Below are 26353 nucleotides of genomic sequence, written 5' to 3'. Positions count from 1 at the left end.
ACCTGTGGGAGCGGGCTTGCCCCGCGAATGGGCCGGCACTGCCGCCAACATCCAGCAACCATTCCCCGACTCATGCCACTACCACCTAACCTAGTGTCTCACCTGAATCTTATTTCAGGGAGCATCACATGGACCGTGCCCAATCCCACCTGCTGCGCCGTGGCCGTTTCTCTCAGCCAGGCGGGCTATACCTGCTGACCACGGTAACTCATGAACGCAGGCGGATCTTCTCTCAACTACAGTTCGCCCGAGGCGTGATCCAGCAACTGAGGCAGGCGGAGCTCGATGGGCATTGCCAATCCTTGGCCTGGGTGGTCATGCCTGACCATGTGCATTGGCTGATCGAATTGCGAAGTGGCACGTTGTGCTGCTTGATGCGCAGGTTCAAGTCACGCAGCAGTCATGCGCTTTATCAGCGAGGAATGCGGCGCGAAAAGGTATGGCAGCCGGGCTATCAGGACCGGGCCTTGCGCCGGGAGGACAGTGTGCTGCAAGTGGCGCGGTACATCGTTGCCAACCCCATAAGAGCAGGGCTGGTTGATCGTGCGGGCGATTATCCTCATTGGGATGCTGTCTGGATTTGATGGCCCTTTCGCGGGGCAAGCCCGCTCCCACAGGTTTACTCGCCACCTTCAGGTTTGCGGCAAGCCTTTGGGAGCGGGCTTGCCGAGGCATCGGACCAGCCGCGAATGGGCCGCAGAGCAGCCCCTTTGGTCCTCGCATCAATAATCGATCCGCACATCCCCTTTAGGCACACTGCAGCACGACAGGATGTAACCCTCGGCCTCGTCATCCTCGGTAATGCCACCGTTGTGCTCCATCTCCACCTCGCCACCCAGCTTGAGCACCTTGCAGGTGCCGCAGATGCCCATGCCGCAGGCCTTGGGGATCATGAGGCCAACCTTCGCTGCCGCCGCGTGCACAGTCTCGCCCGGGGCGATGCGGATGCTCTTCTCGCTGCCGATGAACTCCACCAGGTTCAGGTCCGATACATCCACTTCCGGTGCATCGGCCGCCTGCTCGGCGTGCTCCACGGCATCGGCCTTGGCTTCGGCCGGCGTCGCGCCGAACGACTCCTCGTGGTAGTTCTTCATGTCGAAGCCGACCGCTTCGAGCATGCGCTTGACGGCGGTCATGTACGGCGTCGGGCCGCAGCAGAACACCGTGCGCTCCATGTAGTCGGGCGCGATCAGCTCCATCAGCCGCTGGTTCAGGTAACCCCGGTACCCGGCCCACGGCTCGCCCAGGCCATGCTTCTCACAAATGATGTGCAGGCTGAAGTTGGGGATGCGCGAGGCCATCTGCTCCAGCTCGCGGTGGTAGATGATGTCCTTGGGTGAACGGGCACTGTGCACGAAGACCATGTCGACGTTGGCGTTGGTGTCGTAGAACCAGCGCGCCATCGACATCACCGGGGTAATGCCGACACCGCCCGACAGGTACAACGTCTTGCCCGCCGGGAAGTCGATGGCGTTGAACAGCCCCACCGGCCCATGCACGGGCAGCTCGGCGCCTTCGTGCATGGTGTCGTGCAGGTGATTGGAAACCAGCCCGCCCGGCACACGCTTGACAGTGATCGAGAAGCTGTAGGGTACCGACGGCGAACTGGAGATGGTGTACGAACGCATCACCGGCTTGCCTTCGATCTCCAGCTCCAGGGTGACGAACTGCCCGGGCTTGAAGAAGAACATGATCGGCTGGTCGGCCATGAAGCAGAAGGTGCGCACGTCCCAGGTCTCCTGGATGACCTTGACGCAGCGCACGATGTGGCGGCCGTTGGCCCAGGTCTGGGTGGTGACCGGATTGAGGAAGGTATCGGACATGTTCATCTCCAGCGGCCGACTATGGCCCTTTTTATGGCTGCGATAATGCGCAAGCTGAACGCGACGTACATTCCTGCCTGCGACATCGGCGTGCTTATCGCGACCAGCCCCGTGTTACAAGGGCTGGCGCGTCGTAATTCAAATCGGCCATGTCGCCCATGGATACGGTTCGCGCCGCCTTCGGACGCACACTCCACGGCAAAAGAAGCTGCCTTTTTTCGGCAGCCAGTCTTGCGGCACCACAACAACGATTAGCCACCTTTTGCCGGCCGCACACGGCCCCGAGGAATACACGATGGACGTCACCGCAACCCTGAGCCTGGGCGATCCACTTGAACCTGCACGCAAGGCCACCGCCGAGATGCTGCAGACCCGCGAGCGCACCTACTCGCTGCCCCAGCCGTTCTACACCGACGAGCGTCTGTTCCAGATCGACATGCAGGAGATCTTCCAGAAAGAGTGGTTGATCGCCGGCATGACCTGCGAAATCCCGGCAAAGGGCAACTACATCACCCTGCAGATCGGCAAAAACCCGATCCTGGTGGTGCGTGGCGCCGAGGGCAAGGTGCACGCCTTCCATAACGTCTGCCGCCACCGCGGTTCGCGTCTGTGCGTCAGCGACAAGGGCAAGGTGGCCAAGCTGGTCTGCCACTACCACCAGTGGACCTATGAACTGGACGGCCGCCTGCTGTTTGCCGGCACCGAGATGGGCGCCGACTTCGACATGAAGGAATACGGCCTCAAGCCTGTGAACGTAAAGGTTGCCGGCGGCTACATCTTCATCAGCCTGTCGGAAAACCCACCGGCCATCGACGAGTTCCTGACCACCCTGGAACACTACATGGAACCGTACGACATGGAGAACACCAAGGTGGCGGTGCACACCACCTTGATGGAAAAGGCCAACTGGAAGCTGGTGCTGGAAAACAACCGCGAGTGCTACCACTGCAGCGGTTCGCACCCGGAACTGCTGCAAACCTTGTTGGAATGGGACGACACCAACGACCCGCGCGCCAGCCAGGAATTCAAGGACCACGTGGCCGCCTCCGCCGCCGCCTGGGAAGCCGAAAAAATCCCTTACCTGCACAAGAGCCATGGCCTGCGTAACCGCATCGTGCGCATGCCGCTGCTCAAGGGCACCGTGTCGATGACCATGGACGGCAAGCAGGCCTGCCAGAAGCTGATGGGCCGCATCAAGAACCCGGACCTGGGCTCGATGCGCATCCTGCACCTGCCGCACTCGTGGAACCATTGCATGGGCGACCACCTGATCGTCTTCACCGTGTGGCCGATCAGCGCCCAGGAGACCATGGTCACCACCAAGTGGCTGGTGCACAAGGATGCCGTGGAAGGGGTGGACTACGACCCTGAGCGCATGCGCAAGGTGTGGGACGCCACCAACGACCAGGACCGCCGCCTGGCGGAAGAAAACCAGCGTGGGATCAACTCCACCGCTTACCAGCCGGGGCCTTACTCGAAGACTTATGAGTTTGGCGTGGTGAACTTTATTGATTGGTACAGCCAGCGGGTGCTGGAGAACCTGGGGGCGGAGCCGGCGCCGTACTTGAAGGAGGTGAAGGCGCAATAATTGTCACTGCTAGGCCTGCCGGCAGACAGCAGGCCTAGCTGTGATTTGCGATCGCTGGTCAAAGAGTGCTTACTTCTATTTGGCCAGACCTGATGCTTGAACTAGTACTCTCAACTGCCAGCATGCTGGGTGCCTCGAAACGCGATAATTGCGGTGAAGCCGAAGCTGACTGCAGGTAGCTTGCAACCTGCGGGCTTTGAACCCTTTCTAGCTGCCTGAGATCGGGCCCCAGCTCCCACGGTCTTCTCTGGTTTTGTTGGTAGATCTCATACCCCGTTGTAGCAAGGGTGATCGCTGTTGCCCCTAAACTAAGGTAACTTGCCGCCTCACCTAAGTTGGGGTCTACCATCCTCATGATTGTCGTACCGCCACCAATTGCTGCAGTAACAGCGCTCAACGATGAGACGCCTATGTCCCTGCGCCTTGTAGTGGTGGCAGCAGCATCGGCGAGGTTCGCATCTGAAGCTCTTCGCGCTGGTCGCTCCGCTCTATGCGTCCTAGTAAGGTTGCGAAGCGAGAAATACGAACTCACTCCACTAAGGATATTACTAAGCAAGCCAGTAATTGGCGAAAGGTAATAGGGCACCCGCCCGGTGGGGTCGAGCATGTTTACCGGATCGCATCCGCAGTAGGCATAACTGTTGATGTCACCATCGCCAAAAGGGCTCAACCGATCAGGCGAATGAAAGCGCATCAAAATCGGATTATAGGCCCGGTGACCGTTGCCCAGCATATACCAGCCTGTCTCAGGCTCCCGCAATTGGCCGGTGAACCCGGTGCGGCTGTGCATGCCTTGTGGGCCGCCAGGGCGATAACCGTAGGGCGTGTAGGCGGCTCTTGCCGTTGGCTCAGCGGCGCCAGCTTCTAGCAAAGGGCTGGCGAGGCGGTCCGTTGCAAGCAACAGGCTGGTCAGGGATTGTCTCTGCACGATGCTTATCACTCCATGCCCGAGGGAAGTCAGGGTTCGGTATCAAACTAACCACGGAGTTGATCCGCTGACTACTGGCAGAAATGTCAGGTAGAACATGAATTGATGTTTTATCCACAGGTAATTCAATCTTGGAAGCGATTCAAATCCAAATCGAGCGATAGCTGCTTAGAAAATAACCAGATCAAAAATTGATCAGCTTAACGCAGGCCTTTAAAATCAGGGCCTGAGGGCGAGACCAAACATCTTTTCCACAGAATCGCCAACAGACTTTGTGAGCAACTCTGCCAGGGCGCTCAGCCGCCTTGTGGATAACGCAACTAATCCTTGAATTTCAGGGGTTTTACCACTCAGACAGGCGAAATGATCATTTTTCGATCAAAGCCCCGCACGCCAATAGAACCGGGCTCTGCAGATCTATCCGAACATGTTACCCACAGGGTCACCAACAGTGATTGTGGGCAACCCGTGATCGCCCGCTCATCGACTGCCTGCTGACTGCGCTCATGTCACTGATCATTTTTTGAACAATTCGATGCAGCCACTGCCAGGCAAGGCTCACAGCGAAGCGCAAACACTTTATCCACACAGTGGCGAACAGATTCCGTGGGCAAAATGTGAAGCGCCTGAAATTTTGCCAATTCCGCTGGATCGGCATCTGATTTTCAGGACTGGTCGGTACTTTGGCATTATTCAGGAGGAACTTATGCACAGCCGCCTGAGCGGCACTGTGAAGTGGTGCGATGAAGGCCACGGGATGGGGATGGGGGATTGTCGGAAGGGGAAAGGGTATGGTTCGAGCCGGTGACCGAAGGCTTGGCGAACTGGGCGTTCAACGTGATCCGGCAATGACCGCTTTTGTAGGAGTGGCCTTGTGTCGCGAAAGGGCTGTTATGCCGCTCTTTCGCGACACAAGGCCGCCCCTGCAAGCATGCGCAGCCAGGCTCAGCGCAGCACGCCCTCCTCCACCAACAGCTTGAGAATCGCCTCGGCGCCTTCCTGTGGAGAAACATCCTTCAGTACCTTGCCGCCACCGCCGCTGGCCTTGGCCGTGGCCGCCTTCATCCGGTCGGCGCCGCTCTTGGCCTTGATCACCTTGAGCCGCTTGGGCCGCGGGCGCGCTGGTTGCAGTTCTGCTTCGGCCAGCAGTTCATCCTCGACGATCGCCACGTTGCGCGCCGCCAATACACCGCGACGGGCTGGCCCGAAGGCGCTCTGGCGCGGCTTGGGTGCTGCGTTATCCACAGTCGCCAGCAATGGCAGGCGTACCTTCAGCCTGCGCCGTTGACCGCGTGGCAGCGCCTGCAGCACCTGCGCAGTACCGTTTTCGATCGATTCCACCTCGGCCAGCCCCACCACCAGCGGCCAGCCCAGCTTCTCGGCCAGCAAGAACGGCAACATGCCCGAGCCTTCACCGGTTTCGGCCTGGCTACCGGTCAGCACCAGCTGGGCGCCAGCGTCGCGCAAATAGTCACCGAGCACGCCCAGCACGTCGGCCCCGGCCGGCTGCTCCAGCACGTCCAGGTGTTCCAGGCCCATGCCCAGGTAGGCACGCAGCGCCTCTTCACCTGGGTTGCCGGCATGCACCACCTGCAAGTTATCCCCAGCCAGCTGCAAACCCAGCTCCACCGCACGCGCATCCTGCTCGGCGCGGCGCGCGCGGCCGGAGCTTGGGTGGGCACCGATGGAAACCAGGCTGATCACTTTCGTAGTCATGCTCGTGCCCTTATGCCGCGTCGCGCTGGGCGCCGCTGCGGAAGTTTTCCACAGCCTCGATCAGCGCCTTGAGAATCGCTGAGCTGTCGCCAATTACCGACAAGTCAGCCCGTTTGATCATGTCGCAGCCCGGGTCCATATTGATCGCCACCACTTTGTCGCAGGCGCCGATGCCCTGCAGGTGCTGGATCGCGCCAGAGATACCCACAGCCACGTAAACCCGTGCCGTGACCCAGGTACCGGTGGCGCCCACCTGGCGGTTGCGCGGCATGAAGCCGTCGTCCACCGCCACCCGCGAGGCACCTTCGGTGGCGCCGAGGGCCGCGGTTGCCTTGTGGTACAGGTCCCAGTCCTTGACGCCGTTACCGCCCGAGACAATGAACTCGGACTCGGCCATGGCGATGGTGGCCGGGTCGACGGCTACCGAGCCGAGGTCTTCGATACGCGACAGGCTGCGCGCAACGCTTGTGGACAACTCCACCGCCAGCGCTTCGTGACGGGTTTCGCTGACAGGTTCGGCACATTCCGCCGCAGCCAGGATCAACCGTGGCACGGCGCGCTGCAGGTCTTGCTGACCCGCGCCAGCACGGCCGATGCACTGGCCGTCCTTGACCTGCCAGGCCCGCGTCGCCGGCCGTTCGCCCAGGGCGGCAGCGAAGCGCCGGCCCAGTTCGCCGCCACCGGTGCGGCTATCGGGCAGCAACCAGTGACGCGGTGTGAACTGGTTATCCACAGCCCGCAAGCCCTGAACGAGTTGCTCGGGTACATAACCCACGAACGCCTCGCCCTCGATGACCAGCAGGCGGTCGACCCCGGCTGTGGAAAAGTTGCTTTCCTTGTGTTCGCCAAACACCACCGCCAGGACCGCGCCGTCGCTGCCGGCCAGGCTATGGGCCAGGCCCAGCAAGTCGCGGTCGTGGCTGCTCAAGCGGCCACCGACCATGTCCGGCACCACGGCAATGTAGAACGCCGGGGCCGGCACCTGGTGCAGCGGCAACTGCACGGCTGCCGCTGACGTGCGCCGCCCACCAACAGCGGTGCCCTGCTGGGCGCCACTGCGGTCGATGCGCTTGATGCCACTGGGGCCGATGAAGCCGGCGGCGATGGCATGCGGGTTCTTGCGGATGATGCCATTGGGCCCCATCCAGCTGGTTTGTTGCGTCTGCATGGCCGCGTGCAGCGGGTGCAGGCGGTTACGGGCGATCCACTCGGCGCGTGGGTCACGGCGGATGATGTCGCTCATCAGTGCACCTCCGCAGGTTCACGTTTAACCGTTGGCGACTTTGGGGCCGCCGGGGTTTCCTCTTCGATCAGCACGTCGGCTACCAGCTCGGCGAGGTCCTTGATTTGTGGGCGCGGTTCGACCACACCTTCGAGCATGGCGGTGCACTGTGGGCAACCCACTGCCACCAGCTCGGCCTGGGTCTCGCGGATGTCGTCCATGCGCATGTCGGGGATACGTTGCTTGCCCGGGATGTCGGTGATCGGCGCACCGCCGCCACCGCCGCAGCAGCGGGAACGGAAGCCCGAACGCTCCATCTCGCGCACTTCGATCCCCAGCGCCTTGAGCACTTCACGCGGCGCCTCGTATTCACCGTTGTAACGGCCCAGGTAGCACGGGTCGTGATACGTGACGCTGCCGCCTTTGTGCTGGCCAAGGTTGAGCTTTTTCGCTGCGATCAGTTCGGCGATGTAGGTGCTGTGGTGCTGCACCTGGTAATTGCCGCCCAGGGCGCCGTACTCGTTCTTCAGCACATGGAAGCTGTGCGGGTCGCAGGTGACGATGCGCTGGAACTTGTATTTGGCCAGGGTCTGGATATTGCGCTTGGCCAGCTGCTGGAAGGTCGCTTCGTCACCCAGGCGGCGCGCCACGTCGCCGCTGTCGCGCTCCTCCAGGCCGAGCACGGCGAAGTCCACGCCCGAGGCCTTGAGCACTTTGACGAACGAACGCAGGGTGCGCTGGTTGCGCATATCAAAGGCGCCATCACCGACCCAGAACAGCACTTCGGTGGTTTTCACCTCCGACAGCAGTTGCAGGTTGAGGTCGGCAGCCCAGTTCATACGGCCACCGGGGGCGAAACCGCCCGGGTTGTCGGTGGCGATCAGGTTTTCCAGCACTTCGGCGCCCTTGTTCGGGGTCGCGCCCTTCTCCAGGGTGAGGTGGCGGCGCATGTCGACGATGGCATCGACGTGCTCGATCATCATCGGGCATTCCTCGACGCAGGCGCGGCAGGTGGTGCACGACCACAGCGTCTCGGCATCGACCAGGCCGTTGACGATCGGCTGGTGCGGATTACCGCCGTGCTCGCCGATCGGCTTGCCTGGGTACGGGCTGCCCGCGAACTGCGCGTCGGTACCACCGGCCAGGCCGATGACCATGTCCTGGATGAGTTTTTTCGGGTTCAGCGGCTGGCCGGCGGCGTACGCCGGGCACATGGCTTCACATTTGCCGCACTGCACGCAGGCGTCGAAGCCGAGCAGCTGGTTCCAGGTGAAGTCCACCGGTTTTTCCACGCCCAGTGGCGCGTGGCGGTCTTCCAGATCCAGCGGCTTGAGGCCGGTGGAGCGGCCGCCGCCGAAGCGCTCGGCGCGGCGGTGCCAGGCCAGATGCAGGGCACCGGCGAAGGCGTGCTTCATCGGGCCGCCCCAGGTCATGCCGAAGAACAGCTCCGACACGCCCCACAGCACGCCCAGGCCGAGCACCGCGACCATCACCCAGCCGCCGGTGTTGGCAGGCAGGATGCCGGCCACCGGCAAGGTGGCGATGAAGAAGCTGGCGGCGAACACCAGCAGGCTTTTCGGCAGGCGCATCCACGGGCCTTTGGACAGGCGCGAAGGCGGATTGAGCCGGCGTTTGAAGACGAAGATGGCACCGCTGAACATGATCACCGTGGCCACCAGCAGGGCGTAGCCGAGGATCTTGCTCTGCAGGCCGAAGCCGTGCACCAGGATGGCAAGCACCGCCGACAGCACAAAGCCGCCCGCCGTGGCCACGTGGGTCTTGGACATGTACTTGTCGCGCTCGACCACGTGGTGCAAGTCCACCAGGTAGCGCCGCGGCATGGCCAGCAGGCCGCCGATCAGGTCGACCTTTGACGGTCGGCCGCGCCGCCACATGCGCACCCGGCGCAGGGCGCCGAGCACCGCCAGGCCAAGGGCAGCGAACAGCAGGATGGGTAGAAGGGTGTTCAACATGGGAGGCTCCCACAAACAGCTGAATTCGTGCGCCGCTATCAAGGGCGTCGCGGACCCTGTGGGAGCGGGCTTGCCCGCTCCCACAGGGGGCCAGTCCCGCCCCGAAAGGGGCGGTGTTCATGCCACCAGGATCAAAAGTCCTTGCACAGCCGCAAGGCGTCGTAGATCGCCGCATGCACGTTACGCTGGGCCACGCAGTCGCCGATGCGGTACAACAGGTAGCCCTCGCCCGGCTGGCTGAGGATCGGCTGCGGCTTGATGGCGAACAGCGCCTCCACATCGATCTGGCCCTTGTTGCGCGAGCCGTCCTTCAGCGCGTAGTACAGTTCTTCATCCGGCCGCACGCCGTTCTCGACCACCACCTGGTCGACCACGCGTTCTTCCTTGGCACCGGTGTACTCGTTCTCCAGCACCGCCACCAGCTTGTCGCCTTCGCGGTAGACCTTTTCCAGCATCATGTCGCCGGTCATGATCACTTCTTTGGGGTACATGCTGCGGTAGTAGGTCGGGAAGGTCGTGCCGCCCATCGCCACGCCCGGCTTGATGTCATCGGTGACGATCTCGACCTGGCTGCCTTTGTCGGCGATGAAGTCTGCCGTCGACATGCCGGTGAATTCGCAGATGGTGTCGTACACCAGCACGTTCTTGCCCGGCGCAACCTTGCCGTCGAGCACATCCCAGCTGCTGACCACCAACCCTTCGGCGGCGCCCCAGTGCTCGTTCTGCTCGACGAACGGGTGGCCGCCCACCGCCAGCACGATGACGTCCGGGCGCAGGTCCTGGATGGCGTCCACGCTGGCAGCGGTGCCCAGGCGCAGGTCGACTTTCAGGCGCGCCAGCTCCAGCTGGTACCAGCGGGTGATGCCGGCGATCTGGTCACGTTGCGGGGCCTTGGCGGCGATGGTGATCTGGCCGCCGATCTGGTCTTTCTTCTCGAACAGGGTCACGTCGTGGCCACGCTCGGCAGCCACACGCGCCGCTTCCATGCCGGCTGGGCCGGCACCCACCACCACCACCTTGCGCTTGACGCCGGTGGTCTTCTCGATGATATGCGGCACACCCATGTATTCACGGGAGGTCGCGGCGTTCTGGATGCACAGTACATCCAGGCCCTGGTACTGGCGGTCGATGCAATAGTTGGCACCGACGCACTGTTTGATCTGGTCGATCTGGCCCATCTTGATCTTGGCGATCAGGTGCGGGTCAGCCATGTGCGCGCGGGTCATGCCGACCATGTCCACATAACCGCCTTCGAGGATGCGCGTGGCCTGGTTCGGGTCCTTGATGTTCTGCGCGTGCAGCACCGGCACCTTGACCACTTCCTTGATGCCGGCCGCCAGGTGCAGGAAGGGCTCCGGCGGGTAGCTCATGTTGGGGATGACGTTGGCCAGGGTGTTGTGGGTGTCGCAACCCGAGCCGACCACGCCGATGAAGTCGAGCATGCCGGTGCCGTCGTAGTACGCGGCGATCTGCTTCATGTCCTCGTGGCTGAGGCCATCAGGGTGGAACTCGTCACCACAGATACGCATGCCCACGCAGAAGTCGTCGCCGACTTCGGCACGCACCGCCTTGAGCACTTCCAGGCCGAATTTCATTCGGCCTTCGAAGGTGCCGCCCCATTCGTCGGTACGCTTGTTGACCCGCGGGCTCCAGAACTGGTCGATCATGTGCTGGTGCACGGCCGACAGTTCCACGCCGTCCAGGCCGCCCTCTTTGGCACGCCGCGCAGCCTGCGCGTAGTTGCCGATGACGCGCCAGATCTCTTCCACCTCGATGGTCTTGCAGGTGGCACGGTGCACCGGCTCACGGATGCCCGACGGCGACATCAGGGTCGGCCAGTTGAAGCCGTCCCAGCGCGAGCGGCGGCCCATGTGGGTAATTTGGATCATGATCTTGGCGCCATGCTTGTGCATGGCGTCGGCCAGGTTCTGGAAGTGCGGGATGATGCGGTCGGTCGACAGGTTGACCGACGCCCACCATTCCTGCGGGCTGTCGATGGCGACGACGGACGAGCCGCCGCAGATTGCCAGGCCGATGCCGCCCTTGGCCTTTTCTTCGTAATACTTCACATAGCGGTCGGTAGTCATGCCGCCGTCAGTGGCGTAGACCTCGGCGTGCGCAGTGCTGAGCACGCGGTTGCGGATGGTCAGTTTGCCGATCTGGATCGGCTGGAACATTGCTTCGAATGCCATGACGCTCTCTCCGGCTTACAACGGCTTTGTAACGAACAGGCCATCTTCGTGGCCTTCTTCCGACCCGCCATAGACCTGCTCGGCCACAGTGCGGATCTTGCTGCCGCGGGCAGCGAGAATCTGGTCCATTGCGCCGGCGAACCAGCCGGTGAACATGTAATCGACCTTGCGCCCAACCTTGCCGTACACGTACACGAACGCCGAGTGTTTCAGCTTCACGCTGCAAGTGCCTTTGTCCAGGTCGATATCCTGGATCTCGAACAGGCCCCAGCCGCGCTGGGACAGGCGTTTCATGTAGTGCTCGAACACCGCCACGCCTTCCAGGCCATGGCATTCGGCTTCTTTTTCACACCAGTGCCAGGCCGACTTGTAGCCCGCCTTGTAAAGGATCTCGGCGTAGGCGTCGGCACCCAGCACTTCTTCGATGCCGATGTGGTTGTTGACGAAGAAATGGCGCGGTACATACAGCATCGGCAGGGCGTCGCTGGTCCAGACACCGGTCTCGCTGTCGACTTCGATTGGCAATTGCGGGGCGATCTTGGCCATGGAAACTCAACTCCATAAAAATTTTTATGTGGGTGCCCCGGCGTTGCTGGCAGGGGCTATCAGGCTTGGAGAGCGGCTTACTCGCCCCAGACGTCCTTGAGGACGTTGACCCAGTTCTCGCCCATGATCTTGCGCACCACACGCTCGGAGTGGCCGCGCTTGAGCAAGGTCTCGGTGAGGTTGGGGAATTCGCCGACGGTGCGAATGCCCAGCGGGTTGATGATCTTGCCGAAGTTGGTCAGGCGACGGGCGTAGCCCTTGTCGTGGGTCAGGTACTCGAAGAAGTCCTGGCCGTGGCCCTGGGTGAAGTCGGTGCCGATGCCGATGGCGTCTTCACCGACGATGTTCATGGTGTATTCGATGGCTTCGGCGTAGTCGTCGATGGTCGAGTCGATGCCCTTGGCCAGGAACGGCGCGAACATGGTCACGCCGACGAAGCCGCCGTGGTCGGCGATGAACTTCAGTTCTTCGTCCGACTTGTTGCGCGGGTGCTCTTTCAGGCCCGACGGCAGGCAGTGCGAGTAGCACACCGGCTTTTTCGATTCGAGGATGACTTCTTCGGAGGTCTTGGAGCCGACGTGGGACAGGTCGCACATGATGCCGACGCGGTTCATTTCGGCGACGATCTCGCGGCCGAAACCAGACAGCCCGCCGTCACGCTCGTAGCAGCCGGTGCCGACCAGGTTCTGGGTGTTGTAGCACATCTGCACGATGCCCACGCCCAGCTGCTTGAACACGTCGACGTAGGCAATCTGGTCTTCGAATGCATGGGCGTTCTGGAAGCCGAAGAGGATGCCGGTCTTGCCCAGCTCCTTGGCCTTGCGGATGTCTGCGGTGGTACGCACCGGCATCACCAGGTCGCCGTTGTCGCGGATCAGCTTCTGGCTGGCGGCGATGTTGTCGACGGTGGCCTTGAACCCTTCCCAGACCGACACCGTGCAGTTGGCTGCGGTCAGGCCGCCTTTGCGCATGTCTTCGAACAGCTCGCGGTTCCATTTGGCAATGATCAAACCGTCGATGACGATGCTGTCGGCGTGTAATTCGGCTGGGCTCATCAGGCTGTCCCCTTTTATTGAGTTGGGTCGCACCGAACGTTGTGCCGGCGCTTTGGGGCCAGCATATGCCTGTGCCCCGAGGCGCCCCGATGCAAAAACGACAGGGGGTTTGCCGAAAGCGTCAATGCGCGACATGAGCGCGTCTGGCGCGCCGTTCGGCGATGAGAGACAGTCTCGATAACGACCTTTTCCTGACTTTCATGAACAATTCGTCAGGGAGCTATCGCCGTGCCCCCGGCTGAGCGAGAATCCCTGCGATTCGTCAGCCTGTTGAGGAGATAAGGGATGAAATCAATGGCATGGCTGGTACTGCTGGCCGTCGTGAGCGGGGCCCAGGCCGGCGAGGAAGAAAGCACGCCTTGCGACAACGTCGACAGCGACCAGCAAACATACGCCTGCGCGGCGTTCAACAAGCAGACTGCCGAGCGTGAGCTGAAGTCGGCTTACGATGACTTGATCCAGCGTATTCGCGACCAGTATGCCGACGAAGCGGACAAGGCCAATGCGTTGAGCGGGCGAATGGACGCGGCAGAGAAGCTGTGGACACAGCTGCGTGATGCCGACTGCAAGGTCGAGACGTATGCCGAACAGCCTGGCAGCAAGGCGTTCGAGGCTGCGTGGAATACCTGCGTGGCGCAGCGTAGCGACGACCGCTCGGAATACCTGCAGTCCATTGGGCAGCAGTAAGTCTGTTTCGGCATCTTCGCGGGGGCAAGCCCGTGAAGAGGCCGGCGCTGACAACCATCAAACCGCCCTGGCCAGCCGATCTTCCCGGGGGCAGCGCTCATACCGCACCCGGTAGCACCGGGTGAAATACGACGCCGACTCGAACCCGCAGGCCACCGCCACCTCCAGCACGCTCATGTCGGTCTGACGCAACAGCTGCCGCGCCTTGTCCAGCCGCAGCCGCAGGTAAAAGCCGCTGGGCGTGTCGTCCAGATGCAAGCGGAACAGCCGCTCCAGCTGCCGCCGGGTCACCTGCACCGCATCGGCCAGCACCTGGGTATTGAGCGGCTGCTCGATATTGCGCTCCATCTCGCCGATCACCTTCACCAGCTTCTTGTTGCTGATGCCATAGCGGCTGGCAATCTGCATGCGCTGGTGGTCCTGCCGCGGGCGGATACGCCCGAGCACGAACTGCTCGGACACCTGCACCGCCAGCTCACTGCCATGCGCCTGGGCAATCAGGTCGAGCATCAGGTCGATGGATGCGGTGCCGCCCGCGCAAGTGATGCGCCGTCGGTCGATCTCGAACAGCTCCTGGGTCGCCTGCAGGCGCGGGTAGCGCTCCTTGAAGGCGTCCAGCGCTTCCCAGTGCAAAGTGGCGCGGTGGCCGTCGAGCAGGCCCGCCTCGGCGAGCACCACAGGGCCGGTGTCGATGCCGCCAAGGATCACCCCTTCGTGATCGAGCCGGCGCAACACCTGCTGCAACGCCGGGCCGTAGCACGCCAGCGGCTCGAAACCGGCGACGATCAACAGGATGCCGCCGGCCTCGCCCTCGCCCACTGCGCCGTCGGCATTCACCGACATGCCATTGCTGGCCTCGACCGCGCCGCCATCCAGGCTCAGCACCCGCCAGCGGTACGACGGCCCCTTGAACCGGTTGGCCACCCGCAGCGGCTCCAGGGCACTGATGAAGCCCATGGCCGAGAACCCCGGCAACAGCAGGAAATGAATCAGTTGCGGCATTGCGTGCTCCACATCGCAGGTGGTCGCTTCCGTGCAAGTGTTGGTCGCCAGGGTGCGATTTTCCACCCTGGCGCCAGCGTAGCGTATTCACACGGCCCGCAGAGGCCGCCCTCAATAACAATATGCACTGCCGATGGAGAGCCACCATGCACAGCTTGATCCGCCGCAGCCTGTTGTCCGTAGCCTTGAGCAGCATCGTTGCAACCCCGCTTTTCGCCGCCGAGCCTGCGGCCTGCAAGAACGTGCGCCTGGGCGTGGTCAACTGGACCGACGTCATCGCCACCAGCGCCATGGCCCAGGTACTGCTCGACGGCCTGGGCTACCAGACCAAACAGACCAGCGCCTCGCAGCAGATCATCTTTGCCGGCATCCGCGACAAGCGCCTGGACATGTTCCTGGGTTACTGGAACCCGATCATGACCCAGACCATCACCCCGTTCGTCGATGCCCAGCAGGTCAAGGTGCTCGACAAGCCGAGCCTGGAAGATGCCCGGGCGACCCTGGCGGTGCCGAAGTACCTGGCCGACAAGGGTTTGAAGAGCTTCGCCGATATCCACAAGTTCGAGAAGGAACTGGGCGGCAAGATTTATGGCATCGAGCCGGGCTCCGGCGCCAACACCCAGATCAAGGCGATGATCGCCAAGAACCAGTTCGGCCTGGGCAAGTTCCAGTTGGTCGAGTCCAGCGAGGCCGGCATGCTCGCCGCCGTCGACCGCGCCGTGCGGCGCAAGGAGGCCGTGGTGTTCTTCGGCTGGGCACCGCACCCGATGAACGTGAACATCGACATGGCCTACCTGGGCGACAGCCAGGACGCCCTCGGCCCAGACGAAGGCCGCGCCACGGTATGGACGGTGACCGCGCCGGACTACGCCGAGCGCTGCCCCAACGCCCACCGCCTGCTGGCCAACCTGAGCTTCAGCGCCGAGGACGAGAGCCGCATGATGCAGCCGCTGCTCGACCACAAGGACGCGCTGGCGTCGGCCCGCCAGTGGCTCAAGGACCACCCCGAGGACAAGGCCCGCTGGCTTGAAGGCGTGACCACCTTCGACGGCAAGCCTGCGGCCGAGAACCTCAAGCTCACCGCCAACTGACAGGGCCTCTTCGCGGGTGAACCCGCTCCCAAAGGATCTCCACCGAACCAGGGCACTGCGCGAACCCTGTGGGAGCGGGCTTGCCCGCGAAAAGGCCATCACCGACAGCACAAGGAACCACCATGAACCACGACGTCATCATCACCTGCGCCCTCACCGGCGCCGGCGACACGGTCGCCAAGAGCCACTTGGTCCCGGTCACCCCCAAGCAGATCGCCGAAGCCGCCGTTGAAGCCGCCAAGGCCGGCGCCACCGTGGTCCACTGCCACGTCCGCGACCCGCAAACCGGCCGTTTCAGCCGCGACGTCAACCTCTACCGCGAAGTCATGGAGCGCATCCGCGAAGCCGACGTGGACATCATCGTCAACCTTACCGCCGGCATGGGCGGCGACCTGGAAATCGGCCCGGGCGAAGCGCCCATGGAATTCGGCCCGGGCACCGACCTGATCGGTCCGCTGGAGCGCCTGGCCCACATCGAAGCGCTGCTGCCGGAAATCTGCACCCTCGACTGCGGCACCCTCAACTTTGGCGACGGCAACGCCATCTATGTCTCCACGCCTGCGCAGTTGCGCGCTGGCGCCAAGCGCATCTCCGAGCTGGGCGTAAAGGCCGAGCTGGAAATCTTCGACACCGGCCACCTGTGGTTCGCCAAGCAGATGATGAAAGAAGGCCTGCTCGAGGACCCACTGTTCCAGCTGTGCCTGGGCATCCCGTGGGGCGCGCCGGCCGATACCACCACCATGAAAGCCATGGTCGACAACCTGCCCGCCAACGTCACCTGGGCCGGGTTCGGCATCGGCCGCATGCAGATGCCCATGGCAGCGCAAGCCATGCTGCTGGGCGGCAACGTGCGGGTCGGCCTGGAAGACAACCTGTACCTGGACCGCGGCGTGCTGGCCAGCAACGGCCAACTGGTTGAGCGCGCGAGCGAGATCATCACGCGCCTGGGTGGCCGCGTGCTCACTCCGGCAGAAGGCCGGGAAAAAATGAACCTCAAGCGCCGCTGATCCTTTCAGGAGACCGATATGCCCTTCATCACCAAAATCAACACCTTCGCCGCCCTGGGTAGCGGCGTGATCGGCAGCGGCTGGGTCGCCCGCGCCCTGGCACATGGCCTGGACGTGGTCGCCTGGGACCCGGCGCCGGGCGCCGAGCAGGCCCTGCGCCAACGTATCGCCAACGCCTGGCCGGCGCTTGAAAAACAAGGCCTGGCACCCGGTGCCGCGCAGGGCCGGCTGACCTTCGTCAGCACCATCGAAGCCTGCGTGCGCGACGCCGACTTCATCCAGGAGAGCGCCCCAGAGCGCCTGGACCTCAAGCTCGACCTGCACGCCAAGATCAGCGCCGCTGCCAAGCCTGACGCGATCATCGCTTCGAGCACCTCGGGCCTGCTGCCCAGCGAATTCTACGAGTCGTCCACGCACCCGGAGCGCTGCGTGGTCGGCCACCCGTTCAACCCGGTGTATTTGCTGCCACTGGTCGAAATTGTCGGCGGCAGCCGCACGTCCCCTGACGCCATCGAAGCCGCGAAAACCATCTACACCGCGCTGGGCATGCGCCCGCTGCACGTGCGCAAGGAAGTCCCAGGCTTCATCGCCGACCGCCTGCTCGAAGCGCTGTGGCGCGAGGCGCTGCACCTGGTCAATGACGGCGTGGCGACCACTGGCGAGATCGACGACGCCATCCGCTTTGGCGCCGGCCTGCGCTGGTCGTTCATGGGCACCTTCCTCACGTACACCCTGGCCGGTGGCGATGCCGGCATGCGCCACTTCATGTCGCAGTTCGGCCCCGCCTTGAAACTGCCCTGGACCTACCTGCCGGCACCGGAGCTGACCGACAAGCTGATCGACGATGTGGTGGACGGCACCGCCGAACAACTGGGCGAACGCAGTATCGCTGCGCTGGAGCGCTACCGTGATGACACGCTGCTGGCGGTGCTGGAAGCGGTGAAGGCCAGCAAAGCCAACCATGGCCTGTCGTTCAGCGATTGAGGAGGCCACGATGCCTGCATTGATCACCTACCGCACCCCGGTCCCGGAGGACTGGGTCGATTACAACGGGCACCTGCGCGATGCCTTCTACCTGCTGATCTTCAGCTACGCCACCGATGCGCTGATGGCGCGCATCGGCCTGGATGCCGACAGCCGTGGGCAGAGTGGCCACTCATTGTTCACCCTGGAGGCGCACATCAATTACCTGCACGAGGTGAAGCTGGGAACCGAGGTGTGGGTGCAGACGCAGATCGTCGGCTTCGACAGCAAGCGCCTGCAGGTCTACCACAGCCTGCACCGGGCAGGGTTCGACGAGGCGCTGGCGGCCAGCGAGCAGATGCTGCTGCATGTGGACCTGGCAGGGCCGAAGGCGGCGCCGTTCAGCGAGCGCAGTGTGGGGTTGCTGCAAGGCCTGGTGGACGAACAACGTCATCTACCAGCGCCCATCTATGTGGGGCGTGTCATTGGGCTGCCCAAAAAATAACCCCGCAAAGCCGTGAGCTAGCGGGGCCAAGAGCGAGCAACATCCACTGTGCATGAATAAGGGTGACCAAACCCTCGGGTACCGTGAATGGGGCCAGTGTGCTGAGTTCCCGGCACGAAGAATTAGCCGGGAACGACCTGTTCTTAGCCAAAGCAGTCATTGCGACATACAACCCTTGCGGGCATGTCGCCGTGGACACAGAATCGGTCGTAAATCACAGCAGCACTCTCTTAGCGATAAAAGGGACAACAGCCATGATGCATGCGGATTTGATTGATCAGGACGACCTCGCCGGCCACCTGCGCGCGCGCGGTTTCGATATCCCCGCCGGGGCCAGTGCCGAACAGGCGTGCGAGGCGGTGGTGCGCGGGCTGACCGAGCCCAATGCGCGGGCGCTGAAGGGCATGGTCGAGCAGATGTATACCGGTAGCGCGACGATTTTGCCGGCGGTGCGCCAGGCGATCGACAAGCAGCTGTTGCCGGCGTTGGCGAGCTTCAGCAAGCGGGCTTGAATGATTATTCCTGCACCGGCCCCATCGCCGGCAAGCCGGCTCCCACAAGTACCTCGCTGTTCTTGAGCGCAGTGCTATTTCTGTGGGAGCCGGCTTGCCGGCGATGGGGCCAGCACTGATTCACAGAGCCTCCAGTTCCACTGTTTTCCCGAACACCGTGGCCACCCCCTCCTGGTGCGTCACCGCCACCACCGTACACCCCGGCAACTCACGCTTGAGCATCTCCAGCAAACTCCGCGCACTGCCGATATCCAACTGGCTGGTCGCCTCATCCAGGTACAAGGTATCCGGCTGGTACAACAACGCCCGCGCCAGGCTCACCCGCTGCTGCTCGCCGCCGGAAAGCACGCGTTCCCACTCGGCCTGCTTGTCCAGTTGCCCGATCAGCCCGCCTAACCCCACCTTGCCCAGCACATCGACCAGCAGCACATCGTCGATCGGCCGCTCCTGTGGATACGCCAGCAACCCGCGCAAGCTCATGTGCGGCATATAAGGCTTCTGCGGCAACAACAGGCTGCGCCCCGGTGGTAACTGCCAGTCGCCCTGGCAGTATGGCCACAGCCCTTGCAGGGTGCGCAGCAAGGTCGACTTGCCCAGCCCGCTGCGCCCGCCCAGGCGCACCCACTGCCCCTGCCCCACTTGCACGTCGAGATCACTCAGGATCGCACTGCCATCCGGCCGGCAAAGCGTCAGCCCGCACATGCGCAGGCAGTCACCGCGTGCTGCCGGGGTGGCCTGCTCGCGGCTGGCGGCAATCGCCTGCTCGAACTGCTCCAGCCGCTGCAACGCCGCACTCCAGCGCACCAGCTTGTTGTACAGCTTGATGAACCAGCTGAGCGAACCGTGCACGGCGTTGAAGGCACTGCGGATCTGCATCAGGCCACCCAGGGTGATGGTCTTGGCCATGAATGCCGGCAAGGCGGCAAACACCGGAATGATCAGGCTCAAGCGTTCGTAGGACACGGTGAACAAGCTGAGGTTACGCTCGCGCCCCATCAACTGCCGCCAGTTGTCGGCAATAGCACGAAAGCGCTCGGCCAGGTGCGCACGCTCCACGGCCTCGCCCCGGTACAGCGCAATCTGCTCGGCATGGTCGCGCTTGCGCAGCAGGCTGGCACGAAAGTCCGCCTCACGGTGCTCGCGCTCGTAGTTGAGCGCATGCAGCGGCTTGCCGATCAGGTGGGTGAACAGGCTGCCGAGCAAGGTGTAGGCCAGCACGATCCACACCAGGTAGCCATGCACCGTGAAGGTCTCGCCGAACAGGCTGAAGGTCTGCACCCCCGACAGGTTCCACAGGATCACTACAAAGGCGCCGACCTGCGCCAGGTTGATCACCAGCGAAGCCACCAGCTCGATGCTCAGGCCGACCATCAGGTCGACGTCCTGGGCGATGCGCTGGTCCGGGTTGTCCGGCTCGCCGGTCAGCCCCAGGCGGTAGAAGGCCTGATCGGCCAGCCAGGCATCGGTCAGGCGCCTAGTCATCGCCTGGCGCCAGCGCAGCTCCAGGCCTTTGCGGATGTAGTCCATGGCCACGACGATCAGCACATAGCTGCCCAGGTAGAGCGCGTATTCGACCACCAGACCGTACAGCCCCGAAGTGTCGAAGGCGGCCAGCGTGTCGTAGAACGTCTTGCTCCAGCTGTTGATCAGCACATTGATCTGCACCACCAGCAGCCCCAGCCCGATCACTGCCGCCATCATCAGCCAGGCCCGCCATTGCCGGCGGTCGCGCCAGAACGGGCGGCTCAGGCGGTAGAACGTGCGCAAGGTGTTCACAGGGCCTGCTCCAGCGTGGCGGGCGATGGCAGCAGGCGCAATTGCACCTGGTTGGCGGCGGGGAACAGCTGCCGCGCCAGTTGCTGCATGGCCGGCAAGGTCAGCGCCTCGGGCAGTTGCGCCTGTTGGCTGAGGTAACGCGGGTCCTGCCACTGCCGTTCGCTGAGGATCAAGCGCTTGAACTGGGTTTGCGGGTCTTCGCGGCGTTTGGCTTCCTGGCGCGCCAGTTCGCGACGCTGCGACTGCAGCCACTGTTCATCCACGCTCAGCCCGGCCAGGGTCTTTTGCGCCAGTGCCCATAGCTCATCCACGCGTGCCGGGTCACAGGTGAAGCTCAGGGTGCTTTCGATGCGCTGCGCATCGGGGTCGAGCTGCGCGTCGAAACTCAGGCGATACACCCCCGAAGCCTCGCCGCGCAGCTGCTGTTTGAGCCGTTGGTTGGCGAGGTCGCGCAGCAGCGCCACGCGCATGGCCGCCTGTGGTTGCCAGGCTTGGGGGTGGTAGCTGCTGGCCTGCAGAACGGCCCGCGGCTCTAGCGCGATGGCCAGGTCACTGCGGCGCTGGCCTGGCTGCTGCACGGCCGCTTGCGCCTTTGGCGCGGCACCGCGCGGCAGGTTGGCCAGGTAGCCGCGCACCAGCGGTTCGAGCTGCTCTGCGGCCACATCGGCCATCAGGTAATACGTCACGGGCGCACTGGCAAGGCGCTGCCAGTCGGCCTGCAACTGCTCGCGATCCAGCTGTTGCAACGCTGACTGATCAGGGGTTTGCCAATGATCAGCGCCGTACTTGAGTACCCGCTGCTCGCTTTCCTGGCGTGAACGCACATCTGCGGGGCTGCTGCGTACCCGCTGCAGCAGGTCGCTGCGCGCCTCGTCGAACAAGGTTGGGTCGATGCCCGCCAACTGGCTCAGGCGATAACTGTGCAGCAAGGCCGGCAGTTGCGCGGGAACACCGTTGAGGTTCAACTGCAGGCGCTGCGGCTGATGCTCCAGGCCGAGCGTGGCCCGTTGTGCCTGGCGCCACGCTTGAGCGCCGTGCGGCCCGCTGCGCACCGCCAGTTGCGCAGCCATCTGCAGGCGCCAGGCTGGCGCATCGGCAAGGCGGTAGCCTGCGGATGATTCGGCCTGTAGCAGCCAATTGCCGTCCGGGCCGTTACGGCGCAGCCATACCAGCTTGTCACCGTTGCCCAGGGCCCAGTGTTCTACGTGCTCAGCAGCGAAGGCCTTGCGGCCGACGATTCGCCCGGCTGGGCCTGGTGCATCGGGTTTGTAGGTGGCCACAGCGGGGGCTTCAGTTGGCTGCTGCGCAGGTGCGGACAGGGCCTGGCCGGCAATCTGCGCCTGCAATGCCTCGACCGCTGCAACGCTTGGCACTTCGACCTCAGACTGCCTGGGCACGGTGAATTGCAGCACGCGGTCGGCACTGCCGAGCCAATGCCTCAGCCTGTCGTTGAGGTCGTCAAGGTCGATGCCTGGCAACACCTGCAGATAACGACGCGCTGCAGCATGGCGCTCGACCACGCTGCCTTCTGGCGCCGTGGCGTTAGTGAGCTGCTCGACCCACTGCTGGAATGTGCGTGGCGTGTGGTTGGCCAAGGTCTTGTCGCCCAGGGCGCGGATATGGGCACGCTCGTGTTCGAAGTCCTGCTCGCTGAAGCCGTGCTGGCGCAGGCGCTCGACCTCGGTCAGCAACTGGCGCAGCGCTTGTTGGTGCTGCAGGCCTTCTACGCCAGCCGCGATACCCAGCACCGTCGATTGGCTGCCGATCAGGGTTTTCTGCGCGGTCAAACTGCGCACACCGGCCTGCCTGGGCTGGCGACGCAAATTGTCGACCAGCGCCGCCAGGGCCATGCGGTCGATCAACCGCTCGCGCATGGCCGCGCGGGTGGTGCCGCGGCTGTCCGGTTCGTGCAGGCGCAGCAGCAGCGATACCTGGCTGCTGCCGGACTGTGGGTCCTGCAGGCGGAAGACCTTCAGCTGGTCATCCAACGGCAGGTCGCGATGCCCGCGCGGCGGTATCGCGCTGCCTCGCGCGTTGCCAAAGGCAGTTTCGATCTGCGCCAGCATCGCATCAGGCTCGAAATCGCCCACGGCTGAGATGACCATGTTGGACGGCTGGTACCAGGTGGCCTGGAACGCCTGCAGGTTGGCCAGGCTGGCCTCTCGGATAGCCGTTTCGTTGCCGATGGTGCGGTGCAGCGGGTAGCGCGAGCCGACCCGTTGCGAGGCCGCGCGCTGATCGTTCATGCGCTGCGCCACACCCAGCCCACCCCGCCATTCTTCGATGACGATCGGCCGCTCGCGCTCGAGATCCGCCGCGCTGTAGTCACGGGCGAAGGCCATGTCGGCGAGCACCTGCAGGGCCTGCGGTGCCTGGCGCATGCCTGACGGCGGGCTGAGCATGTACTGGGTGCGCTCGTAGTTGGTCATGGCGTTGAAGTGCCGGCCTTGCACCCAGCCCAGGCCGACCATGCGTGCGCGCACGTTTTCCGCCTGCCCGGCGCGGCTGTGGAACACCAGGTGTTCGACCAGGTGGGCGACGCCGACCTGGTCGTCGGCCTCGTCCACAGCGCCTGCATTGACGGTCATGCGCAGGTCGAGCCTGCCGGGTTGGGCAGCCTCGCGCACCAGGCGGTATTGCACGCCGTTGGCCAGGGTGCCCTGGGTCACCTGGGCATCCCAGGGCAACGGTGAGTCAGGTTCGGGCAGCGACGCGCAGGCGCCGAGCAGCAGCGGGCCGAGCAGGCCCGCGAGGAGCTTTTTCATCAGGGTGTCCACGGTTTTTATAAGGGGTCAGAAGCGGTAACCGACTTCGAGCCAGTACTGGCGGCCGACTTCGTATGTGGTGCGGGCGGTGCTGCTGTTGCTGACGATGGGGTTGACCTTGTCGGTGACGTTGGTCACATCCACGGCCACGAACAGCGACTGCTCCCGGGCTGTGGGGATCTCCCACTTGACGCGCATGTCCCAGGTCGGCGCGGCGGCCACCGAGGCCGTGTCGTAGATACGCAGGGCTTCGCCATCGACGTCCTGGTAGAGACCGGTATCGATGATCTGCTCGTAGGCGCCGCGGTAGCGGAAGAAATTGCTGATGCTCAGGTGCCAGCTGGGGATTTCGGTGATGGTGGTCAGCCGCGCTGTCCATGGGCGGTTGAAGTCGCTGGCCGGCAGCTCGCTGTAGGCCAGGCGCTTACCGTCGTAGATCACGTCGTCGTCGGCGTACTCCTCTTCGCTGAAGCCGCTTTCGTAAGTGCTGTAGGCGTTCTTGCTACGCGACCAGTCCAGCGCCAGCTGCAGGCTGGTGATGCTGCCTAGCACACGGAACGACTGGTTTGGGGTGATCGTCAGGGAGACGTTGTCGCTTTCGCTGGAACCGGCGTTGACGTAGGTGTAGTAGAGGCTCTGGTAGCCATCGACAGGGTCAAGGCCGAGCGTGCGCGACGAGGTGCGTACCACCTGGTCGTTGCCCTTGCGGTGCACGTACTTCAGGCGGAAGTCGGTGTTCAGCCAGCGCTGCTCCAGGCCCAGCATCAATTCGTCGTCGTAGGGGATGTTCATGTCCGAAAAGCGGTTGGTGTTGAGCACCTGGCGCCCCACCCACTCGCTATCCTGGGTGCTGCGGGTGTAGGTGGTGTTCAGGCCCTGGCGGCCGTCGGCAAGTCGGTACTTGAACAGGTTGCGCCCGTAGTAGCGGTTGGCGCCGAATACCAGCACGGTGCTGCGGTCGCCGAAGAAGTCGTAGTCACCGGCAAAGCGCGGCGAAACGGTTTTCTGCTTCATGTAGTCGTCGCCCTCGAAGCGCAGGCCGGGGCGCAGGCTGAGCTTGCCGATCTGCATCTGGTCGTCGATGAAGAAGGCGTAGGCGTTTTCGGTCAGGTCGATCTTGCCGGCGTTGTACTGGGTGCGGGTTTTACCCCACTGACGAGTGTTGCCGTTGAGCAACGGGCTGACCGAACACCAGGGGTCGCTGCCGGCGCAGCGGGTGCCATTGTCGCGGGTGAACGTGGTGACACCCTGCCCGGTTTCCTCACGTTCCCATACGGCGTGTTGCTGGGACAACTCCAGGCCGGTGGTAAAACCGTGGCTGATGCCAGCGAAGTCGAAGGTCTGCCACTCGCCCTTGAGGGTGTAGTCGACGCCACGCTGGGTCTGGTCGAGGTTGCCGAACGCGCCCTCACCGCTGCGGGCGGTGTTGCTGCTGGGGTTGCCCCAGTTCTTGGCTTCGGAGTAGTACCAGAACACGGTGTCTTTTTCTTCGGACTCGCGCGAGCTGTACAGGTTGGTCAGCGCCAGGGTGTGGGTCCAGCGCGCCTGGTCGCCTTCCCAGATCGCCTTCAGCGAGCCCTGCCAGCCACCGTTCTTGTTGGTGAACTCGGAGTTTAGGAAGTTTTGGCGGAAGAACACGTTCTCCTGGGGCGCCTGGATGAACGAGCTTTCCACGGTCAGCCGATCGTTGACGTCCCAGTAAGTCTTGAGCATGTAGTTGTCGAGCTGCCGGGTCTGGTCTTCGCGGCTGTCGGCATTGGGGCTGGTGTACCCGTTCTCGTAGCGGTTGAGCGGGATCACCGAACGGCGCTGGGAAAAGCTCAGGATCGCGCCGAAGTTGTCGGTGAGGTGGCCTTCGAGCATGCCGCGCAGGGTGGTTTTCTCGAACTCGGGCTGATACTGCTCGGAGGACGAGTTGGCGAAGCTTTCCTGGTCCTGCTCGGTGATGTGGTAGCGCGTCCATTCAGAGCGGCTGATCCCGTACGAGAACTTGCCGTGCAAGCCCTTGCTCGGACGGCGGGTGATGGCATCGATCACACCACCGTTGAAGCCGCCGTATTCGGCCGGTACGTTGCTGTCATAGACCTTCACTTCCTGCAGCAGGTCGGCGTCCAGGGCGATGCCGTGGGGGTTGCTGGGTGCGGCGTCGAACTGGCGGTTCTCGCTGTAGCCGTGGGCGCCGGGGTCGAGGTCGTTGTTGATCGAGATGCCGTCGATCATGAAGTTGTTCTGGTAAAACTTGGCGCCGTTGATGCTGATGTCGGCGGGGTCGATCTCGCCAGGGGTATTGGAGCTTTTCTGCGCGCCGGAGAACTGCACGCTGGGGTGCATTTGCAACAGCGTGGTGATATCGCCGTTGGCACCGGGGAAGGCACGGATGGCTTTGCCGCTGATGACCGTGGCGCCCATGTAGCCGTTGCCTTCGGTGTCTCCCAGCACCAGGGTGTCATGCAGCTCCAGCGGGCCGGCATCGGCTTCGCTGTGCAGCAAGCGCAGGCTGATCACATCACCGTCCGCGTCCCAGGTCAGGCCGCTACCTGAAAGCAGGCGCGACAGTGCGGCCTCGCTGCTGAAACTGCCTTGCACCGGGTTGCCTTGAGCGCCTTCGAGCAATTGCGCATCGGCGCTAACCTGCAACCCGCTCTGCTGGCCGAACGCGATCAGCGCGGCAGCCAGGTGCTGCGCGGGGATGGCGAAGGCATGCACCTGCGACAGTTGCGCGGGAGCTTCGGTGGCCCACAGCAGCGGCGCCGGCAGCATGCAGCCCAGGCCCACCAGGCTGCTGCCCAACACGCATTTCAGGCGCAACGACCAACCCCGCGCGCTGCGCGGCTTCCGGCTTGTTGTTTGAGTCATGCCACATCCCCGCCCCGGACCGTTGCCGGGTAGCAAAATTGAATACGAATCGATATCAGTTGTTGCGCGCGGGGGAGAAGACGGGGCAGTTCAGGGAATTTTCAGAAAAATGTGAAATTATTTTTGCGAGGGTGTTTGGGGGGCTG

Annotated in this window: 20 protein-coding genes; 8 read left to right on the top strand and 12 right to left on the bottom strand. The window is 63.4% G+C overall.

What is annotated here, in order from left to right; translation table 11 throughout:
* Positions 1–128 precede the first annotated feature (128 nt).
* On the top strand, positions 129–584 hold the full coding sequence (locus tag ACIPIJ_RS17075) for an REP-associated tyrosine transposase (protein ID WP_401078651.1): 456 nt from the start codon (positions 129–131) through the stop codon (positions 582–584).
* Positions 585–722: 138 nt separating this feature from the next.
* Here ACIPIJ_RS17075 and gbcB read toward each other — a convergent pair whose 3' ends face one another.
* A complete protein-coding gene (gbcB, locus tag ACIPIJ_RS17070) occupies positions 723–1823 on the bottom strand; it encodes a glycine-betaine demethylase subunit GbcB (protein WP_401078648.1) in 1101 nt (366 codons plus the stop codon).
* Between the two features lie 295 nt (positions 1824–2118).
* Between gbcB and gbcA the strand changes: the two genes are divergently transcribed.
* Positions 2119–3411, top strand: a complete 1293-nt coding sequence (gene gbcA, locus ACIPIJ_RS17065; RefSeq protein ID WP_401078645.1) for a glycine-betaine demethylase subunit GbcA — start codon at positions 2119–2121, stop codon at positions 3409–3411.
* A 58-nt stretch (positions 3412–3469) separates the two neighbouring features.
* Here gbcA and ACIPIJ_RS17060 read toward each other — a convergent pair whose 3' ends face one another.
* The 7 genes from ACIPIJ_RS17060 to ACIPIJ_RS17030 all read right to left on the bottom strand — a co-directional run bounded on the left by ACIPIJ_RS17060 (position 3470) and on the right by ACIPIJ_RS17030 (position 13043).
* Entirely contained in the window at positions 3470–4339 is an 870-nt protein-coding gene (locus ACIPIJ_RS17060) for an RHS repeat-associated core domain-containing protein (RefSeq protein ID WP_401078642.1), read from the bottom strand.
* Between the two features lie 945 nt (positions 4340–5284).
* Positions 5285–6055 carry an electron transfer flavoprotein subunit beta gene (locus tag ACIPIJ_RS17055; RefSeq protein ID WP_401078639.1) on the bottom strand — a complete coding sequence of 257 codons (771 nt, stop codon included), beginning with the start codon at positions 6053–6055 and terminating at the stop codon, positions 5285–5287.
* Between the two features lie 10 nt (positions 6056–6065).
* Positions 6066–7298 (bottom strand): electron transfer flavoprotein subunit alpha/FixB family protein, encoded by a 1233-nt coding sequence (locus ACIPIJ_RS17050; protein WP_401078636.1) that lies wholly within the window; start codon positions 7296–7298, stop codon positions 6066–6068.
* Positions 7298–9250 (bottom strand): dimethylglycine demethylation protein DgcB, encoded by a 1953-nt coding sequence (dgcB, locus tag ACIPIJ_RS17045; RefSeq protein WP_401078633.1) that lies wholly within the window; start codon positions 9248–9250, stop codon positions 7298–7300. The genes ACIPIJ_RS17050 and dgcB overlap by 1 nt, the downstream gene beginning before the upstream one ends.
* A 131-nt stretch (positions 9251–9381) precedes the next feature.
* A complete protein-coding gene (dgcA, locus tag ACIPIJ_RS17040; RefSeq protein ID WP_401078630.1) occupies positions 9382–11442 on the bottom strand; it encodes a dimethylglycine demethylation protein DgcA in 2061 nt (686 codons plus the stop codon).
* A gap of 15 nt (positions 11443–11457) precedes the next feature.
* The gene (locus tag ACIPIJ_RS17035; protein ID WP_027594293.1) at positions 11458–11988 is read right to left on the bottom strand and encodes a DUF5943 domain-containing protein; all 531 of its coding nucleotides are present in this window, start codon (positions 11986–11988) and stop codon (positions 11458–11460) included.
* A 77-nt stretch (positions 11989–12065) separates the two neighbouring features.
* A complete protein-coding gene (locus ACIPIJ_RS17030) occupies positions 12066–13043 on the bottom strand; it encodes a dipeptidase (RefSeq protein WP_114170761.1) in 978 nt (325 codons plus the stop codon).
* 285 nt (positions 13044–13328) lie between these two features.
* Here ACIPIJ_RS17030 and ACIPIJ_RS17025 point away from each other — a divergent pair, with 285 nt between their 5' ends.
* Positions 13329–13730 (top strand): lysozyme inhibitor LprI family protein, encoded by a 402-nt coding sequence (locus ACIPIJ_RS17025; protein ID WP_401078627.1) that lies wholly within the window; start codon positions 13329–13331, stop codon positions 13728–13730.
* Between the two features lie 57 nt (positions 13731–13787).
* Here ACIPIJ_RS17025 and ACIPIJ_RS17020 read toward each other — a convergent pair whose 3' ends face one another.
* On the bottom strand, positions 13788–14732 hold the full coding sequence (locus ACIPIJ_RS17020) for a GlxA family transcriptional regulator (RefSeq protein ID WP_401078624.1): 945 nt from the start codon (positions 14730–14732) through the stop codon (positions 13788–13790).
* A 146-nt stretch (positions 14733–14878) separates the two neighbouring features.
* On the opposite strand from ACIPIJ_RS17020, the gene choX reads away from it, so the two are divergent.
* The 5 genes from choX (at position 14879) to ACIPIJ_RS16995 (ending at position 18810) form a co-directional block, all read left to right on the top strand.
* A complete protein-coding gene (gene choX / locus ACIPIJ_RS17015; protein ID WP_401078621.1) occupies positions 14879–15823 on the top strand; it encodes a choline ABC transporter substrate-binding protein in 945 nt (314 codons plus the stop codon).
* A 122-nt stretch (positions 15824–15945) separates the two neighbouring features.
* Entirely contained in the window at positions 15946–16830 is an 885-nt protein-coding gene (locus tag ACIPIJ_RS17010; protein WP_401078618.1) for a 3-keto-5-aminohexanoate cleavage protein, read from the top strand.
* Between the two features lie 18 nt (positions 16831–16848).
* Positions 16849–17814 (top strand): L-carnitine dehydrogenase, encoded by a 966-nt coding sequence (locus ACIPIJ_RS17005; protein WP_401078616.1) that lies wholly within the window; start codon positions 16849–16851, stop codon positions 17812–17814.
* A gap of 10 nt (positions 17815–17824) precedes the next feature.
* A complete protein-coding gene (locus ACIPIJ_RS17000; RefSeq protein WP_401078613.1) occupies positions 17825–18298 on the top strand; it encodes a thioesterase family protein in 474 nt (157 codons plus the stop codon).
* A 254-nt stretch (positions 18299–18552) separates the two neighbouring features.
* Positions 18553–18810 (top strand): hypothetical protein, encoded by a 258-nt coding sequence (locus ACIPIJ_RS16995; RefSeq protein WP_401078610.1) that lies wholly within the window; start codon positions 18553–18555, stop codon positions 18808–18810.
* 120 nt (positions 18811–18930) lie between these two features.
* Here the strand turns inward: ACIPIJ_RS16995 and ACIPIJ_RS16990 are convergent, their stop codons facing one another.
* Genes ACIPIJ_RS16990 through ACIPIJ_RS16980 form a run of 3 tightly spaced genes read right to left on the bottom strand, consistent with a single transcriptional unit; the run spans position 18931 to position 26207 of the window.
* The gene (locus ACIPIJ_RS16990) at positions 18931–20586 is read right to left on the bottom strand and encodes an ABC transporter ATP-binding protein/permease (RefSeq protein WP_401078607.1); all 1656 of its coding nucleotides are present in this window, start codon (positions 20584–20586) and stop codon (positions 18931–18933) included.
* Positions 20583–23351, bottom strand: coding sequence for an insulinase family protein (locus tag ACIPIJ_RS16985; RefSeq protein ID WP_401078605.1), 2769 nt, complete (start codon positions 23349–23351; stop codon positions 20583–20585). The genes ACIPIJ_RS16990 and ACIPIJ_RS16985 overlap by 4 nt, the downstream gene beginning before the upstream one ends.
* A gap of 27 nt (positions 23352–23378) precedes the next feature.
* Positions 23379–26207, bottom strand: coding sequence for a secretin and TonB N-terminal domain-containing protein (locus ACIPIJ_RS16980; protein ID WP_401078603.1), 2829 nt, complete (start codon positions 26205–26207; stop codon positions 23379–23381).
* Positions 26208–26353 lie beyond the last annotated feature (146 nt).

The sequence above is a fragment of the Pseudomonas sp. NPDC087185 genome (assembly GCF_044744955.1).
In the GTDB taxonomy this organism is placed as follows: domain Bacteria; phylum Pseudomonadota; class Gammaproteobacteria; order Pseudomonadales; family Pseudomonadaceae; genus Aquipseudomonas.
This window is presented reverse-complemented; position numbering and strand designations above follow the sequence as displayed.

Excerpts from the sequence above, each read along its gene's own strand:
- ACIPIJ_RS17075 (WP_401078651.1), top strand. The coding sequence starts at position 129 with ATGGACCGTGCCCAATCCCACCTGCTGCGCCGTGGCCGTTTCTCTCAG.
- gbcB (WP_401078648.1), bottom strand. The coding sequence starts at position 1,823 with ATGTCCGATACCTTCCTCAATCCGGTCACCACCCAGACCTGGGCCAAC.
- gbcA (WP_401078645.1), top strand. The coding sequence starts at position 2,119 with ATGGACGTCACCGCAACCCTGAGCCTGGGCGATCCACTTGAACCTGCA.
- ACIPIJ_RS17055 (WP_401078639.1), bottom strand. The coding sequence starts at position 6,055 with ATGACTACGAAAGTGATCAGCCTGGTTTCCATCGGTGCCCACCCAAGC.
- ACIPIJ_RS17050 (WP_401078636.1), bottom strand. The coding sequence starts at position 7,298 with ATGAGCGACATCATCCGCCGTGACCCACGCGCCGAGTGGATCGCCCGT.
- dgcB (WP_401078633.1), bottom strand. The coding sequence starts at position 9,250 with ATGTTGAACACCCTTCTACCCATCCTGCTGTTCGCTGCCCTTGGCCTG.
- dgcA (WP_401078630.1), bottom strand. The coding sequence starts at position 11,442 with ATGGCATTCGAAGCAATGTTCCAGCCGATCCAGATCGGCAAACTGACC.
- ACIPIJ_RS17035 (WP_027594293.1), bottom strand. The coding sequence starts at position 11,988 with ATGGCCAAGATCGCCCCGCAATTGCCAATCGAAGTCGACAGCGAGACC.
- ACIPIJ_RS17030 (WP_114170761.1), bottom strand. The coding sequence starts at position 13,043 with ATGAGCCCAGCCGAATTACACGCCGACAGCATCGTCATCGACGGTTTG.
- ACIPIJ_RS17025 (WP_401078627.1), top strand. The coding sequence starts at position 13,329 with ATGAAATCAATGGCATGGCTGGTACTGCTGGCCGTCGTGAGCGGGGCC.
- ACIPIJ_RS17020 (WP_401078624.1), bottom strand. The coding sequence starts at position 14,732 with ATGCCGCAACTGATTCATTTCCTGCTGTTGCCGGGGTTCTCGGCCATG.
- choX (WP_401078621.1), top strand. The coding sequence starts at position 14,879 with ATGCACAGCTTGATCCGCCGCAGCCTGTTGTCCGTAGCCTTGAGCAGC.
- ACIPIJ_RS17010 (WP_401078618.1), top strand. The coding sequence starts at position 15,946 with ATGAACCACGACGTCATCATCACCTGCGCCCTCACCGGCGCCGGCGAC.
- ACIPIJ_RS17005 (WP_401078616.1), top strand. The coding sequence starts at position 16,849 with ATGCCCTTCATCACCAAAATCAACACCTTCGCCGCCCTGGGTAGCGGC.
- ACIPIJ_RS17000 (WP_401078613.1), top strand. The coding sequence starts at position 17,825 with ATGCCTGCATTGATCACCTACCGCACCCCGGTCCCGGAGGACTGGGTC.
- ACIPIJ_RS16995 (WP_401078610.1), top strand. The coding sequence starts at position 18,553 with ATGATGCATGCGGATTTGATTGATCAGGACGACCTCGCCGGCCACCTG.
- ACIPIJ_RS16985 (WP_401078605.1), bottom strand. The coding sequence starts at position 23,351 with ATGAAAAAGCTCCTCGCGGGCCTGCTCGGCCCGCTGCTGCTCGGCGCC.
- ACIPIJ_RS16980 (WP_401078603.1), bottom strand. The coding sequence starts at position 26,207 with ATGACTCAAACAACAAGCCGGAAGCCGCGCAGCGCGCGGGGTTGGTCG.